The 15,970-nt window shown below is 62.2% G+C and carries 10 protein-coding genes; 8 read left to right on the plus strand and 2 right to left on the minus strand.

The window, feature by feature from the left end; all coding sequences use genetic code 11:
* The 8 genes from dnaA to AAN986_RS00040 all read left to right on the plus strand — a co-directional run bounded on the left by dnaA (position 1) and on the right by AAN986_RS00040 (position 13,555).
* A complete protein-coding gene (gene dnaA, locus AAN986_RS00005; protein ID WP_016447259.1) occupies positions 1-1,407 on the plus strand; it encodes a chromosomal replication initiator protein DnaA in 1,407 nt (468 codons plus the stop codon).
* Between the two features lie 121 nt (positions 1,408-1,528).
* The gene (dnaN, locus tag AAN986_RS00010; RefSeq protein WP_016447260.1) at positions 1,529-2,647 is read left to right on the plus strand and encodes a DNA polymerase III subunit beta; all 1,119 of its coding nucleotides are present in this window, start codon (positions 1,529-1,531) and stop codon (positions 2,645-2,647) included.
* A gap of 202 nt (positions 2,648-2,849) precedes the next feature.
* The gene (gene gyrB, locus AAN986_RS00015) at positions 2,850-5,429 is read left to right on the plus strand and encodes a DNA topoisomerase (ATP-hydrolyzing) subunit B (RefSeq protein ID WP_016447261.1); all 2,580 of its coding nucleotides are present in this window, start codon (positions 2,850-2,852) and stop codon (positions 5,427-5,429) included.
* Positions 5,430-5,582: 153 nt separating this feature from the next.
* Positions 5,583-7,211, plus strand: a complete 1,629-nt coding sequence (locus AAN986_RS00020; RefSeq protein WP_047217512.1) for a class I SAM-dependent DNA methyltransferase — start codon at positions 5,583-5,585, stop codon at positions 7,209-7,211.
* Positions 7,208-8,578, plus strand: coding sequence for a restriction endonuclease subunit S (locus AAN986_RS00025; RefSeq protein WP_162233970.1), 1,371 nt, complete (start codon positions 7,208-7,210; stop codon positions 8,576-8,578). The genes AAN986_RS00020 and AAN986_RS00025 overlap by 4 nt, the downstream gene beginning before the upstream one ends.
* A 4-nt stretch (positions 8,579-8,582) precedes the next feature.
* On the plus strand, positions 8,583-9,494 hold the full coding sequence (locus AAN986_RS00030) for an OST-HTH/LOTUS domain-containing protein (protein ID WP_047217513.1): 912 nt from the start codon (positions 8,583-8,585) through the stop codon (positions 9,492-9,494).
* Between the two features lie 45 nt (positions 9,495-9,539).
* Positions 9,540-12,839, plus strand: coding sequence for a type I restriction endonuclease (locus AAN986_RS00035; RefSeq protein ID WP_349335541.1), 3,300 nt, complete (start codon positions 9,540-9,542; stop codon positions 12,837-12,839).
* Between the two features lie 5 nt (positions 12,840-12,844).
* Positions 12,845-13,555: a SprT family zinc-dependent metalloprotease gene (locus tag AAN986_RS00040; protein ID WP_047217515.1), complete on the plus strand. Its 711-nt coding sequence runs from the start codon at positions 12,845-12,847 to the stop codon at positions 13,553-13,555.
* A 34-nt stretch (positions 13,556-13,589) separates the two neighbouring features.
* Here AAN986_RS00040 and AAN986_RS00045 read toward each other — a convergent pair whose 3' ends face one another.
* Both AAN986_RS00045 and AAN986_RS00050 read right to left on the minus strand, forming a co-directional pair.
* Positions 13,590-14,522: a DUF5655 domain-containing protein gene (locus AAN986_RS00045; RefSeq protein WP_349335542.1), complete on the minus strand. Its 933-nt coding sequence runs from the start codon at positions 14,520-14,522 to the stop codon at positions 13,590-13,592.
* Between the two features lie 487 nt (positions 14,523-15,009).
* Positions 15,010-15,939: a LysR family transcriptional regulator gene (locus AAN986_RS00050; RefSeq protein ID WP_012201944.1), complete on the minus strand. Its 930-nt coding sequence runs from the start codon at positions 15,937-15,939 to the stop codon at positions 15,010-15,012.
* Between the last annotated feature and the right edge of the window lie 31 nt (positions 15,940-15,970).

A 15,970-nucleotide genomic window follows, 5' to 3' on the forward strand; every position in this document is an offset into this window, starting at 1 on the left:
ATGACAGAGGAACCTACGAACGATGCAGGCCAGGGCCTGTGGCAAGTCTGCGTTGAGCAACTGGGGCAGGAAATGCCTGAGCAGCAGTTCAACACCTGGATCAAGCCCCTGACCGCGCACGTCGCCGAAGACTTCTCCAAAGTCACCGTCTACGTGGCCAACCGCTTCAAGCTCGACTGGATCCGCGCCCAATATGCAGGCCGCATCTCGGCCATGCTGGAGTCGCTCTATGGCCAGCCGGTGACACTTGAGTTAGCGCTCGCTCAACGGGAAAGCGTTGTGCGTACTTATGTTCGCCCATCTTCCAGCGAGCGCTCGGCCCCACCGGAAACCATTGTCACCTCGGTGCCCACGGTCACTGGCGAAGACGCGGCAGCGCCGGTCTTCCGTACGCGCCTGAACGCCGCGCTGACCTTTGAAACCCTGGTGGAAGGCACGGCCAACCGCATGGCACGCTCGGCCGCCATGCATGTGGCGGGCTCGCCCGGCCACCTGTACAACCCGCTGTTCATCTACGGCGGCGTGGGCCTGGGCAAGACCCACCTGGTGCATGCCGTGGGCAACAAGCTGCTGGCCGACAAGCCCGACGCGAAAGTTCTCTACATCCACGCCGAGCAGTTCGTCTCGGATGTGGTCAAGGCCTACCAGCGCCGCACTTTTGACGAATTCAAGGAGCGCTACCACTCGCTGGATCTGCTGCTGATCGACGATGTGCAGTTCTTCGCCAACAAGGACCGCACGCAGGAGGAGTTCTTCAACGCCTTCGAGGCCCTGCTGGCCAAGAAGAGCCACATCGTGATGACCTCGGACACCTATCCCAAGGGTCTGGCCAACATCCACGAGCGGCTGGTCTCGCGCTTCGACTCCGGGCTGACGGTGGCCATCGAGCCGCCCGAGCTGGAGATGCGCGTGGCCATCCTGATCAACAAGGCCCGCGCCGAGAACGCCGAGATGCCCGAGGAAGTCGCCTTCTTCGTGGCCAAGAACGTGCGCTCCAACGTGCGCGAGCTCGAAGGCGCGCTGCGCAAGATCCTGGCCTATTCGCGCTTCAACCAGAAGGAAGTCTCCATCCAGCTGGCCCGCGAGGCCCTGCGTGATCTGCTGTCCATCCAGAACCGCCAGATCAGCGTGGAAAACATCCAGAAGACGGTGGCCGACTACTACAAGATCAAGGTGGCCGACATGTACAGCAAGAAGCGCCCGGCCAGCATTGCCCGGCCGCGCCAGATTGCCATGTACCTGGCCAAGGAATTGACCCAGAAGAGCCTGCCCGAGATCGGCGAGCTGTTCGGCGGACGCGACCACACCACCGTGCTGCACGCGGTGCGCAAGATCGCCGGCGAACGCCAGCAGCTGACCGAGCTGAACCAGCAGCTGCACGTGCTGGAGCAAACTCTCAAAGGTTGATGAAAACTCCCCCGTTCAGGCCCTGCGTACGCGGCAAAATGGGGGATTCGAGCGGCAAGAGGGGGCTCATGTGTGAGCCGCCGCTCCCACCGAGACCCGCATCCTTAAATCAGAGGTTGACATGATCGTCCTGAAAGCCACACAAGACAAAGTTCTCGCGGTCCTGCAATCGGTGTCCGGCATCGTCGAACGCCGCCACACGCTGCCCATCCTGGCCAACGTGCTGATCAAGAAGACCGGCAACGCATTGCAGCTGACCACCAGCGACCTGGAAATCCAGATCCGCACCACCGCCGAACTCGGCGGCGACACCGGCGACTTCACCACCACCGTGGGCGCGCGCAAGCTGATCGACATCCTCAAGACCATGCCCGGCGACCAGACCGTGAGCCTGGAGACCCAGCAGGCCAAGATGGTGCTCAAGGGCGGCAAGAGCCGCTTCACGCTGCAGACCCTGCCGGCCGAGGATTTCCCGCTGGTGCAGGAGGCTGCGGCCTTCGGCCCGTCGTTCAGCGTGCCGCAGAAGGTGCTCAAGGACCTGCTGGGCCAGGTCTCCTTCGCCATGGCCGTGCAGGACATCCGCTACTACCTCAACGGCATCCTGTTCGTGGCCGAGGGCAAGCAGCTGTCCCTGGTGGCCACCGACGGCCACCGCCTGGCCTTTGCAAGCAGCCAGCTGGACGTGGAAGTGCCCAAGCAGGAAGTGATCCTGCCGCGCAAGACCGTGCTGGAGCTGCAGCGCCTGCTGTCGGATGCCGGCGGCGAGAACCAGCCCCACATCGAGATGCAGTTCGCCAACAACCAGGCCAAGTTCACCTTTGGCGGCATGGAGTTCGTGACCAAGCTGGTCGAGGGCAAGTTCCCCGACTACAACCGCGTCATCCCGCGCAACCACACCAACAGCGTGACCCTGGGCCGCGCCCCGCTGCTGGCCAGCCTGCAGCGCACGGCCATCATGACCAGCGACAAGTTCAAGGGCGTGCGCCTGACGGTGGAGCCCGGCACCTTGCGCGTGGCCTCCAACAACGCCGAGCAGGAAGAGGCCATGGACGAGCTGGACATCGACTACGGTGGCGACACCATCGAGATCGGCTTCAACGTCACCTACCTGATCGACGCCCTGTCCAACATGGGCCAGGACATGATCAGGATCGACCTGCAGGACGGCAACAGCTCGGCGCTGCTGACCATCCCCGAGAACGACAGCTTCAAGTACGTCGTGATGCCGATGCGCATCTGAGCGCGCGCCACACCTACCCGATGCCTGACACATTGCGCAGCCCCTGCACCCGCCGCCCGGTGGCACAAGCCGGTGCAAGGCGCGCAACCACCCTATCCGACTCGTAGCCCGCAGCGCGCGTCCCTACGCACCGCGCCAGCGGCCGAATCGAACATTTTCAAGCGAAGCGACAGCTTCCGACGGAACTACCCCAGGGCCTTCCATGACCGACGAGAACAAGCCAGAAAACCAGACCATTGCCCCCGAAGGCTCAGACTCCAGCGGCTATGGCGAAGGCGCGATCCAGATCCTCGAAGGCCTGGAGGCCGTGCGCAAGCGCCCCGGCATGTACATCGGCGACACCTCCGATGGCACGGGCCTGCACCACCTGGTCTTCGAAGTGGTGGACAACTCCATCGACGAAGCCCTGGCCGGCTACTGCGACGACATCCTGGTCACCATCCATGCCGATGGCTCCCTGTCCGTCATCGACAACGGCCGCGGCATCCCCACGCGCGTGAAGATGGACGACAAGCACGAGCCCAAGCGCTCGGCGGCCGAAATCGCCCTCACCGAACTGCACGCGGGCGGCAAGTTCAACCAGAACAGCTACAAGGTCTCGGGCGGCCTGCACGGCGTGGGCGTGTCCTGCGTGAACGCACTGTCCATCTGGCTCAAGCTCAGCGTGCGCCGCGACGGCGAAGTCTACGAGATCGACTTCTCGCGCGGCCAGGTGCAGAACCGCCCCATCGAGATCGTGGACGGCGTCGAGGTCTCGCCCATGCGCGTGGTCGGCAAGAGCGACAAGCGCGGCACCAAGGTCCACTTCCTGCCCGACACGGAAATCTTCACGCAGAACCATGAGTTCCGCTACGAGATCCTGGCCAAGCGCCTGCGCGAACTGTCCTTCCTGAACAACGGCGTGCGCATCCGCCTCAAGGACGAGCGCGACGGCCGCGAGGACGACTTCTCCGGCGCCGGCGGCGTCATGGGCTTCGTGCAGTTCATCAACGCCAACAAGAAGGTGTTGCACCCCACCGCCTTCCACGCCAACGGCACGCGTCCTGCGGAAAGCTACGGCGGCATCCCCGGCACCGAGATCGGCGTCGAAGTCGCCATGCAGTGGAACGACAGCTACGCCGAGCAGGTGCTGTGCTTCACCAACAACATCCCGCAGCGCGACGGCGGCACCCACCTGACGGGCCTGCGCGCCGCCATGACGCGCGTGATCGGCAAGTACATCGAGCAGAACGAACTGGCCAAGAAGGCCAAGGTCGAGGTCAGCGGCGACGACATGCGCGAAGGCCTGTGCTGCGTGCTGTCCGTGAAGGTGCCCGAGCCCAAGTTCAGCAGCCAGACCAAGGACAAGCTGGTCTCCAGCGAAGTGCGCGCGCCCGTGGAGGACATCGTCGCCAAGGCGCTGACCGACTACCTGGAAGAAAAGCCCAACGACGCCAAGATCCTGTGCAGCAAGATCGTCGATGCCGCGCGTGCCCGCGAGGCCGCGCGCAAGGCCCGCGAGATGACGCGCCGCAAGGGCGTGCTCGACGGCATGGGCCTGCCCGGCAAGCTGGCCGACTGCCAGGAAAAGGACCCGGCGCTGTGCGAGATCTACATCGTCGAGGGTGACTCCGCCGGCGGCTCCGCCAAGCAAGGTCGCGACCGCAAGTTCCAGGCCATCCTGCCGCTGCGCGGCAAGATCCTGAACGTGGAAAAGGCCCGCTACGAGAAGCTGCTGTCCAGCAACGAAATCGTCACCCTGATCACGGCCCTGGGCACCGGCATCGGCAAGGCCACGGCCGAATCGGGCAAGAGCGGCAGCGACGACTTCGACCCCAACAAGCTGCGCTACCACCGCATCATCATCATGACCGACGCGGACGTGGACGGCGCCCACATCCGCACCCTGCTGCTGACCTTCTTCTACCGCCAGATGCCGGACCTGGTCGAGCGCGGCCACATCTACATCGCCCAGCCGCCGCTGTACAAGGTCAAGAACGGCAAGGAAGAGCTGTACATCAAGGACGGCCCCGCGCTCAACCAGTACCTGCTGCGCATCGCGCTGATGAACGCCAGCGTCAGCACCGGCGGCGCCAACCCGCGCACGCTGGACGGCGAGGAACTGGCCAAGCTGGCCAACATGCACCTGGCCGCCGAGACCGTCATCGACCGCCTGTCCAACTTCATGGATGCCGAGGCCCTGCGCGCCATCGCCGACGGCGTGCAGATCACGCTGGACAGCATCGAGGCGGCACAGGCCTGCGCCCCCATCCTGGAGGCCAAGCTGCGCGAGTTGACCACCACAGGCGTGCCCGCCGAGGTCACGGCCGAAATCGATCCGGTCTCCGAAAAGCCCGTGCTGCGCATCAGCCGCCACCACCACGGCAACATCAAGAGCTCCATCCTCACCCAGGAGTTCGTGCGCAGCCACGACTACGCCGCGCTGGCTGACGAAGCCCAGAACTTCAACGGCCTGCTGGGCGAAGGCGCCAAGGTCACGCGCGGCGAAGGCGAGAAGGCCAAGAGCGACAAGGCCACCGACTTCCGCCAGGCCATGCAATGGCTGCTGCACGAGGCCGAACGCACCACGGCCCGCCAGCGCTACAAGGGCCTGGGCGAAATGAACCCCGAGCAGCTGTGGGAAACCACCATGGACCCCACCGTCCGCAGCCTGCTGCAGGTGCAGATCGGCGACGCCATCGAGGCCGACCGCGTGTTCACCATGCTCATGGGCGACGAGGTGGAGCCGCGCCGGGACTTCATCGAGACGAATGCGCTGCGGGCGGGCAATATCGACGTGTAGGCCGCCTATAAGGCGACACATTACGTGAAAATTTGAGACCCATAAGTTGGGAAACTTATGGGTCTTTTGCCATTAATTGGCAACCTCCATTGCTTTCCATCCGAGGCGCTACTAGCCAGCTTCGCGCCTCTTGCACCGGTAATACACAGAGACATGGCCAACCAGCTAACCCTAGAAACCCTCGAATCCTGGCTCTGGGAGTCCGCCAACATTCTGCGCGGCTCCATCGACTCCTCGGACTTCAAGAACTACATCTTCGGCCTGCTGTTCCTCAAGCGCTTCAACGATGTATTTGAAGAGCGTGTGCGACATCTCCAGCAAGTGGAGCTCCTGAGCGAGGTGGATGCCGTGCTTGAGGTCCAGGACAAGTGGGGATCGTTCCCCAAGAACGCGCGCTGGCCCAGCCTGATCGCCCGTACCGAGAACATCGGCGAGGCGCTGGACAAGGCCTTCTCGGACATCGAGCAATACAACACCGAACTGCAATACGTGCTGACCGCCACGCAGTACGGCGACAAGCGCGTGTTGTCCGATGCCACGCTGCAGCGCCTGCTGCGCCATTTCAACCAGTACAAGCTGGGCAATGCCGACCTCTACAAGGCCGACATGCTGGGCGATGCCTACGAGTACCTCATCAAGCAGTTTGCCGACGATGCCGGCAAGAAGGGCGGCGAGTTCTACACGCCCAAGGCCGTGGTGCAGCTGGTGGTGGAGCTCATCGACCCGCAACCCGGCCACAGCGTGTACGACCCTACCTGCGGAAGCGGCGGCATGCTGGTGGAGAGCGCACACCACATCGCCAAGCTGCCCGGCGGCACGCTGATCGGCGACCGCCCCAACGCCCTGCTCTACGGCCAGGAAAAGAACCTGGGCACCTGGGCCATCGCCAAGCTCAACCTCTACCTGCACAACATGCGGGCCGAAATCGAGCGTGGCGACACTCTGGTGGAGCCCAAGCACCTGGACAACGGCTACCTCAAGACCTTCGACCGCGTCATTGCCAATCCGCCGTTCTCGGCCAAGGCCTGGTGGACGCCGCTGGAGCTGGAGAGCGAAGCCAAAAAAGAGAGCGAAGACAAGGATCCCAAGAAAAAACCCAAGTCGCCCAATTACAAGGAGGTCAGCGACCCCTTCGGCCGCTTCACCTACGGCGTGCCGCCACGTGGCTATGCCGACCTGGCCTTCGCCCAGCACATGCTGGCCAGCCTGAAGGCCGATGGCCGAATGGGCATCATCCTGCCGCACGGCGTGCTGTTCCGCAGCGGCGAAGAGGGCAAGATTCGCGAGGGCCTGCTGTTCGGCACCGATGCCGCCAGTGGAGGCCAACCGGGCGACCTGATCGAGGCCATCGTCGGCTTGCCGTCCGCGCTGTTCTACAACACCGGCATCCCGGCCTGTGTGCTTGTGCTGAACAAGCGCAAGCCCGTCGCGCTCAAAGATAAGGTCATCATCATCGACGCCAGCCATGAGTATCTCGAAGGCAAGGCCCAGAACAGCCTTCGCACCGAGGATATCGAGCGCATCGCCCGCATCCATAAAACCGCCTTCGAGCGGCAGGCCGAGGTGGAGAACTACTGCCGCTTGGTCACGCTGGACGAGATTCGCGGCAATAACGGCAACCTCAACATTGCGCGGTACATCGATAAAGGGGAGACCGAGGAAACCGTCAATGTGACGGCAACTTTGGCGGAACTGGCGGCACTGGCCGAAGAAGAGGCGCAGATTGATGCACGTATGAACGGTTACCTGTCAGAGCTGGGTTTGTTCGGGGAGCGTATATGACACAGGCAACTCACCATTTCCTTCAGAACAGCCTGCGGCGCTTGATCGCCTCGGACTGGAAACTGGGAGTGGTTGGGGATTTCGTTGCTGAGCTGAATGCTGGTGTGAGCGTCAATGCGGTTGAGACTGAGGGTGGCTGCGCAGGGGATGAAGTCGGCGTGCTGAAGTCCGGTGCGGTGCTCCGAGGCAAGTTCTTTCCTGAACAGCACAAGGTCGTAGTCCCCGCGGACCGTGGGCGCGTCGCGACAAGTGTCCGTGCTGACCGAATCATCCTTAGCCGCATGAATACGCCCGCACTCGTCGGAGAGTCAGGGTATGTCGAAGAAGACGCCCCGCATCTGTTCCTGCCGGATCGCCTTTGGCAGACGGAGCCGTCGAACGAGCCACATTCACAGCGCTGGCTGTCCTACTGGTTGCAGCATCCCGCGGTGAGGGCGCTCATTGTGGCGGCGGCGACAGGCACGAGCAACAGCATGAAGAACATCTCCAAGGAGACGGTCCTGTCATTGCCCGTGCCGCGAACACCACTGGCTGAGCAGACAAGGATCGCCGCCATCCTGACGGCTGTGGACGACAAGCTGGACGTGATTGCGCGCCAGATTGAAGCCACCCAGACCCTTAAGCAGGGCCTGATGCAGACACTATTCAGCCGGGGTGTCGGCACCAAAGGCTCGAACGGCACATGGGCACCCCACACGCACCTCCACCATATTGATGGGCGAGAACTCCCCCGGGCTTGGGGAGCAGCAACGCTAGGCGCCTACATCGCCGAGCTTCGCTCAGGCGTTAGCGTGAACGCGGAAGACCGGGTCTGCCGCCCGGGCGAGATAGGCGTGCTCAAGGTCAGCTCAGTTCAAGACGGCAGATTTTTTCCGTCGAATCACAAGACCGTCGTTCCCATGGAACTTGATCGAGTGGCTGAACCGGTACAAGAAGGTTGCATCATCATCAGCCGGGCCAACACTCCAGCACTCGTCGGCGAATCTGCCTACGTAGTGAATTCTCACCCGGAGCTATTCCTACCAGACAAGCTTTGGCAGACTCGGCCAACCGACAGCGCCCATTCGGCGCGCTGGCTAGCGTTCTACCTTCAAAGCCCGGGAGTTAGGCAAGAAGTTCGAAAGGCTGCCACCGGAACCAGCGGAAGCATGAAGAACATCTCTAAGGCTTCGTTGCTGAACATATTCATGCCGCTGGTTCCCTTGGAAGAGCAGCTCCACATTGCTGAGTTGCTTGGTGCGATCACGTCCAAGATTGAGGCATTGGAAGAAAAGGATCGGCACTACCAGAGCCTCAAGCGCGGCCTCATGCAAAAGCTCCTGACCGGCGAATGGCGCGTCAAGATCGGCACCGAGACAGCCACCTGATCCCATGGATGCCGCAGTCACGCCAAACGCCAACAGCACTTGCCTAGCCGAGCTGCAGCGCGCCACACAGCACAAGCTGGGCGGCTGCCTGCTGCGCCTGCAGCAGTACGAGCAGCTGCTGAAGGCTATGGTGGTCGGCATGAACCTGGAAGGGGAGCCGGTCCAGCTCCAGGCCGCGCGAGACGCCCGGGTGGCAAGTGTCCAGAAGACGACCCTGGGCGGGCTGGTAGGCCTCTTTACGGGGACGTATCTGCATACGGAGGAAAACGCGGCCGCATCGGAGCAGGAGACGGACAATTCCCCCGGCGACAGGCTCTGGGTCAGCTACCAGCAACGCATGGTGATGAGCGCCGAGTGCCATGAGGCGATCAAGGTCGAGCTCAAGGAGTTGGTGGACCTGCGCAATGAGCTGGTGCACCACCTGCTGGAGCGCTTCGACCTGGGCCAGCTCGACCGATGCGAAGCCGCCGTGGCCTACCTGGATGCCAGCCGGGCGACCATCGACAGGCACTACCAGACGCTACGCAACTGGACCGAGCAGATGGACCATGCGCGGACCCTGATGGCGTCATTCATGGACGGTGGCGCCTTTAAAGACCTGCTATTCGGCGCAATCACACCTGACGGTCAAGTGCATTGGCCCGCAAGCGGCATCGTGGCCAGCCTGCGCGAGGCGGAACAGGCACTCGTTGCATCGGGTGGCAAGGAGAACTGGATCGTGCTGAACGCTGCCATCGCCTGGATCGCCCGGCAGCATCCGGACCAGATGCCCAAACGCTACGGTTGCAGTAGCTGGCGGCAGGTGCTGCATGAAAGCCGACAGTTCGAGGTGATGAAGAAGACACCGACGCCCGCCCAAGGCGCCGGCCCCTCAACAGGCACAGTGGTTTGCTACCGTAGCCGCCGGGAGGAATAACCCAATGAACCACACGCTGCAAACCCAGATCCTGGGAGTACATCCATGAGCCAGTCCCCCGAGAAAACCGGAGTGGAAACTCCGGCCCTGGAATGGCTCGTGCGACTGGGCTACACCCATTTGCCCGGTGCCGCAGTGAAGGTGGAGCACCGCCACTTGGCCCCGGTACTGGAAGACGTGCTGCGCGCGCGGCTGCTGGCCCTGAACCCCTGGCTGGCCGAAGCGCCCAGCGGGGTGGATGCGGCGCTGATCGAGCTGCGCAAGCGCACCCACGACGCGCTGCTGGCGGCCAACCAGGCCGTATGGCAGCAGGTGCTGCACCGCTCGGACATCCAGGTGAAAGACCTGGCGGGCCTGCCGCGCAGCGTGCGCTTTCTGGACGCAGCCGAAGCCAGCCGCAACGACTTCCATGTGGTGGACCAGTACGTGGGCCGCAATGCCGACGGCGACCTGTTCCGCCCCGACCTGCTGCTGTTCGTCAACGGCCTGCCGCTGGCCATCATCGAATGCAAGGCCAGCCACCACCGCCTGGACGAGGCGCTTGGCCAGCTGGATGGCTATCAGCGCAGCTTTGCGCCGCAGTTCGTGTTCAACCAAGTCTGTGTGGCATTGAACCGGCGCCAGGGCCTGTATGGCGCAATCCTCACCAAACCGGCCTTCTACGCACGCTACCGCCTGCAGGAAGACGAACTGGGTACGGTGAGGGAACTATTGGACAGCGAGCCGAGCCAACAGGAGCAACTGCTGTGGGCACTATTCGAGCCTCGACGCTTTCTGGAACTGGTCACCCACTTCGTGCTGTTCGAGGCACGTGATGGCAAGACCGTCAAGAAATTGCCGCGCTACCAGCAGTGGCGTGCCGTCCGCAAGACGCTTGCGCGCCTGACGGCGGCAACACCCATGGGAGGCGTGATCTGGCACACCCAGGGCAGCGGCAAGTCGCTCACCATGGCCTTGCTGGCCCGCATGCTGCGCGCCGACAGCACAGGCCTGGCCAACCCCACGGTGCTGGTGCTGACGGACCGCAAAGACCTGGACAAGCAGATCTTCGATACCTTTCACGCCGTAGGCATCAAGGCCATTCAGGCCATCTCGGTGGCAGGCCTGGTGCGGATGCTGGGCAATGACTATGGCAGCGTCTTCACCAGCACCGTGCAAAAGTTCCAGGAGAACGATGAGCCGCATTCGCCGGAGCAGTTGGCCACCACCCATGGCGCAGACGACGAAGACGAGTTGAACAAAGCCACGCGGCACAGGCGCATACGCGAAGGCAAGGACTTCTTCATGGTGCAGGAGTTCAACGAGCACTTCGGCCAGCACGATGAAGATGGCGTTGCACTTGCGGCCAAGTGGCAGGAAATCAGCCGCGAACCGGTGAACTTCCGGGTACTGAGCGCCAAATCCAACTGCTATGTGCTTGTGGACGAGGCCCATCGCAGCCAGTACGACTTTCTGGCCGCCTTCATGCGGGCCAGCCTGCCCCACGCAAAATTCATTGCCTTCACCGGCACACCGCTGCTGAACGATGACAAGCACACGCTGGCGGAGTTCGGGGGCGACGCCTACATCGATGAATACCGGCTGCACGAGGCTGTGGCCGACGGTGCCACGTTGCCCATCAAGTACCAGGACGCCTGGGTCAAGCTGGCTGCCGATGCGGGGCTTGACGCGGCCTTCGACGCACAGTTCGCCAAGGAGTCCGAGGCGCGTCAGCAGGCTCTGAAGCAAGCGCTGCTTGCCCAATGGCGCAAGGCGGGAAACCGCATGCAGCAAGTGGCGGCGCATCTGGTGGAGCACTTCGTGACCCATGTGCAAGCCAAAGGGCTGAAGGCCATGCTGGTCTGCGACGGCCGCGACATGGCCGTGCGCTACAAGGACTTGCTCGACAGCCTGATGGCACAACGTGCCGAGCAGGGTCTTCCCACCTTCCAGAGCAAGGTAGTGATTTCACTGGCCGGCATCACCGGCGCGCGCACAGGGGCGACCGTCGAAGAGGCTGCTGCGACATACAAACTCGAAATAGCCAAGGTCCAGAGCATCGAAGAGCGGGTGCGAGACGAGCTCAAGAACGGCAAGGAACCGGTCGCCATGCCGTCGGAGCAGATCAGCACATTCGTCGGCAAGCTCTTTCCGCTGCCCTATGGTGACGAGCGCAAGGGGTACGACGGCCAGGCACATGCGAACAATGTGGGCCTCATCATCGTCTCCGACATGCTGCTGACAGGTTGGGACGCCCCCATCGTCAGCACCATGTATCTCGACAAGCCACTGAAGGAGCACACGCTGCTGCAGGCCATTGCACGCGTGAACCGCACGCTGACGGGCAAGAACGCCGGCTATATCGTGGACTACCACGGTGTGGTGGACCACCTGGATCATGCATTGAAGATCTACGGTGGCGAAGTACAGCCCTCACAGGTCTGGCAAGGCGTGGAGAGCGAACTGCCCAAGCTGCAGAGCACACTGGAGCGCATCCTCAAGCTGCTGCCCAAAAAGCATGACCCCGTGACCCAACGCGAGGGCTACAAGGACGATGCAGAGAGCTTTCTCGATCCGGCCTACCGGCTGGATGCCGTCGAGGACTTCCTGGAACTGGTGAAGCAGTTCAATCGCAGCATCGACATCATCCTGCCCGATGTGCGTGGCGTGCCCTTCAAGCCCTACTTCACACTGTTCGGAGAGATCCGGCTGATGCTGCGCGACAAGTTGCCCGATGCCACTTACCGCGAGCGCATTACCCAGTTGGAATCCGCCTTGCTGCAGCGCCTGCTGGACGAGTACATCGCCGCCAGCCCGGCCAGAAGCCTGCTGGGGCGCGAAGTCTCCATTCTGGATGCCAGCGACATGGCGCGGCTGAAGCATCTGGCCAGCCCTGGCAGCCAGGCGCTGGTGATGAAGAACCAGCTCAAGCACACCATTGCCACCGGACGTGACAAGGACCCGGCCTTCTTCGACAAGCTGGCAGAGGAACTGGAGAAGCTGCTGGAAGAAGAGAAGGCAGGACGCATCAGCCAGGCACAATTCCTGGAACAGTTGGAGCTGTTCGGGCAGCGGGTGATGGACAAGGACAAGACGACCGGTTTTGACAAGCCGGCAGAGGCGGCCACCTACCACTACTTGGCAGCGCTACTGGGCAATGAGACCGCCCGAGCTGCAACTGCCAAGCTGTTTGAAGACCAGGAACTGAGCCATACCCTGGCTGCCAGCAACTGGAAGCAGATGCTTGATCTGCATCCCGAGGTCCGAGACCTGCTGCGCAGATTGCTGACGCCCATCGCTGGCTGGGAACGCCCAGTGGCTCGCGAGCATGCCGGACGCATCTTGGACATTCTTTTGAAGAACTGAGCGCCATGCCTCAGCTGCAATACGGACAGACGACCATTGAATGGCGCTTCAAGGCAGACGCCACGCTCAAGCGTCACTACGTGACTGTCGAGCGTGGCCAGCCGGTGTTGCTGCGCGGTCCGAGGGTCTCCCGGCAAGAGCAAGAGGTCTTGGTACGTCAGCGTGCGCGCTGGATTCGCGAGAAGCAGGCGCAGGTCGAACAGCCATTGGCCGAAGAGCTGGTAGTCACCGGCAGCCGTCTGCGCTATTGCGGACGGACCTACTTCACCGAGGTGAAGCACACGCCCGGCCTGCTCTATCCCACGCTCCATTTCACCGCTTCGCGCTTCCTGATCGAAAACCCGATGGGCCGAGATATTGGCGCCGATGCGCTGGCGCCCTTGCTGACAGCGTTTTATCGAGAGCGGGCGCAAGAGAAACTGCTGGCGCGCGTCCGCCACTGGGAACGCCAGTCCGGCTTGCAGGCCGCTGGCGCACGCATCAGACTGTTCCAAAGCCGGTGGGCCAGTTGCAGTGCGAAAAACGTATTGGAATTTCACCCACGCGTCATGGAGTTGCCAGCCAGTGTGCAGGACTATGTGGTCGTGCACGAGTTATGCCATACGATCGAGAAGAGCCACACCCGGGCTTTCTGGGCTCTTGTGGCACAACAGATGCCGGACTGGCGGCGGCAGCACACGCTGCTCGAACAGGCAGCGTTTGGCGACACGATCTAGGACCTAATGACGAGCAGTTGCAAGGGTCTATTCCTCACCCCTCCACATACGCCCGCTCCAGCAACACCTTTGCCCGCTCAAGATCCCCCGCGCTGCGCAGGCACAGCTCCAGCTCCCCCGTCCCCCAGTGCCCGATCTGCCGCACGTCGCGGCTGAAACCTTCCTCCAGCGTCACAGTGTCGGGGTCCAGTTTCAGCATCACGAGCATCTTGTTGGGGTACATGACCACGCTGGCAAAGTTCTTGAGCTTGCGGAAGGCGACATAGAGCTTGAGCTGCTTTTCCGTTACGTCGTCGCCCAGCGCAAACACGAATGAGCGCACATCGGCATACAGGGCCTGGATGTCCGCAGTCGCGCCTTGCAGCTGTTCGGCAAAGCTTTTGTCTTTGCCTTGCGGCTTGGGGGTGATGGGGCTGGCATCTATCGAAGACGATTTGGCGGTCACCGTGGCTGGTTCGACCACCGTCTGCGTGTTCACCAGCTCCAACAGCAACAGGTCTTCGCCAAAGCGTTTGTAGCGGATCAGCTCGATATTGCGTGGGATCTGCTGCACCGCGTGCTGGTCGTAGCGCGTGAAATCCGCAGCGATGCACAGCAGCCGGGTGCCCGACCATTCCACGCTGTCCGCCACGTCCTTACCCAGCCTTTCCATCACCAACCAACGGAATTCGGCCTTGTGGTCCAGCAGCCAGTCCAGGTAGAACAGCCCCTGGTTGATGACGTTCTCGTTGCTGTGCCGCTTGTATTCGATGATGACGGGGCAGTTGTTCTCGTCCAGCCCCAGCGAGTCGATACGGCCGCGGTGCGTCTTGCCGGTGGCGTATTCCGTGGCCAGGAAGCGCACGCCCAGGAAGGTTTCCATCTGGCCTTCGATCAGCGTCTGCAGATTGCGCTCCAGCGCCACCGCCGTGGCGGCCAATTCGGTGGCGGTGCCGCCTTGCAGACGGAAAAGCTGGATATCGCTCATGAGGGGACCTTTTGCACCATGCAGCAGAAGAGATAAGGCCATTCTTCAATGGCCGGCCAAGTCTACAAGAGGCGCATTGGGGCAAAGCACCCCCAACCAGGACTGCCCCGGGGCGCGACCGAAACCATGTGCGGGGCTAGCTCCCTCAGGAAGGGCTCAAGAACAGCGAACAGCGAACCGCGCACGCCCGAATTCTCAGACCCGCCGAGATCATCTGACCCAGCGACTGGCCGTCCAGCGTCAGCGCCACAAGGCGGCTGCCGCCTGCGGCGCAGCGGTGACGCAGGGCCGTGGATGAGACCATGGCCATGCCGTAGATCAAGCGTGAAAAACAGCGGCTGAAAGAGAATGTCGATCGATCCAAGAATCGCCGGCATTCTTCACCCAGGCCATGAAGTGATGCCTCAATTGATGCATTCGCATGTGCGGGAAATTCGGAGCAAGCCGTTTTGCTGAATGCAGAAATGGGCATGTCCAACCAACGACATCAACCGCCGGGCCTCCTTCTGCCTTGATGCACGACCGGCTCGAGAAACAACTGCCGAAAGTAATCGCGAAACGCCGTCATCGCTGGGGAAAATTCGATGCCTTGCTTCCACCCAAGCCCGATGTTCATCGTTGGCACGGCGTCGCGCAGACTGATGGTTTCAATGCGCTTTCCCTCCAGCGACCAAGGTCGATAAACCATATCCGAGAGAACGGTCACACCTAGGCCATTCGCCACGGTGCTGCGCACTGCTTCTACAGAGCTCGTGCGCAGCCTGATCTGAGGTTGGTACGGCGTCTTGCTCCAATATTTCATTGCAGTGCCCGCAGCCTCGTCCACGGTGAGCAGGATGTAGGGCTCGGCCGCCACATCGGCCAGCGTGACTTCCGCCTTTTCGAGCAGCGCATGCTTGGCCGGCACCCACAGTCGGCGTTGCGAGCCAAAGAATGTCTCGAGCGACAGCTCGCGCAGCACCACATTGGACGTGAGCAGTACTCCCATGTCGTATTGCTGCGTGATCAGTCCCTCCTCAATGGCTTCACGCACTACTTCGTGCACCTTGACCTTGATCTGCGGATGCAATTGCTCGAAACGCTGAAGGTGATGGGGCAAGAAGTAGCCGAGCACCGTGTAGGTGGCGGCAATGGTCAGCGTCCCCTCGACATTCACTCCCTCATGCGGCATGCGGATCGCCTCGTCGGCAGCAGAGAGCACGGCATAGGCATGGCTCAGAAAACGCCGTCCGGCCCGGGTCAGTTCCACGCCATGAGGCTGTCGCTCAAACAGCTGCTGCCCCAGCATTTCCTCCAGCTCCCGGACTGCCGTGGTCACCGCCGATTGCGAGATGTTGAGTTGAAGTGCCGCATGTGAGATGCGCCCCACTTCGGCCACCGCCGTGAAGTACTTGAGCTGGCGAAGGGTCAGAGACATGGTGCGGTCTTCCTGGGGTATTTACTTATCT

Origin of the sequence: Delftia sp. DS1230, assembly GCF_040112715.1 — a bacterium.
GTDB lineage: Bacteria > Pseudomonadota > Gammaproteobacteria > Burkholderiales > Burkholderiaceae_C > Comamonas > Comamonas tsuruhatensis.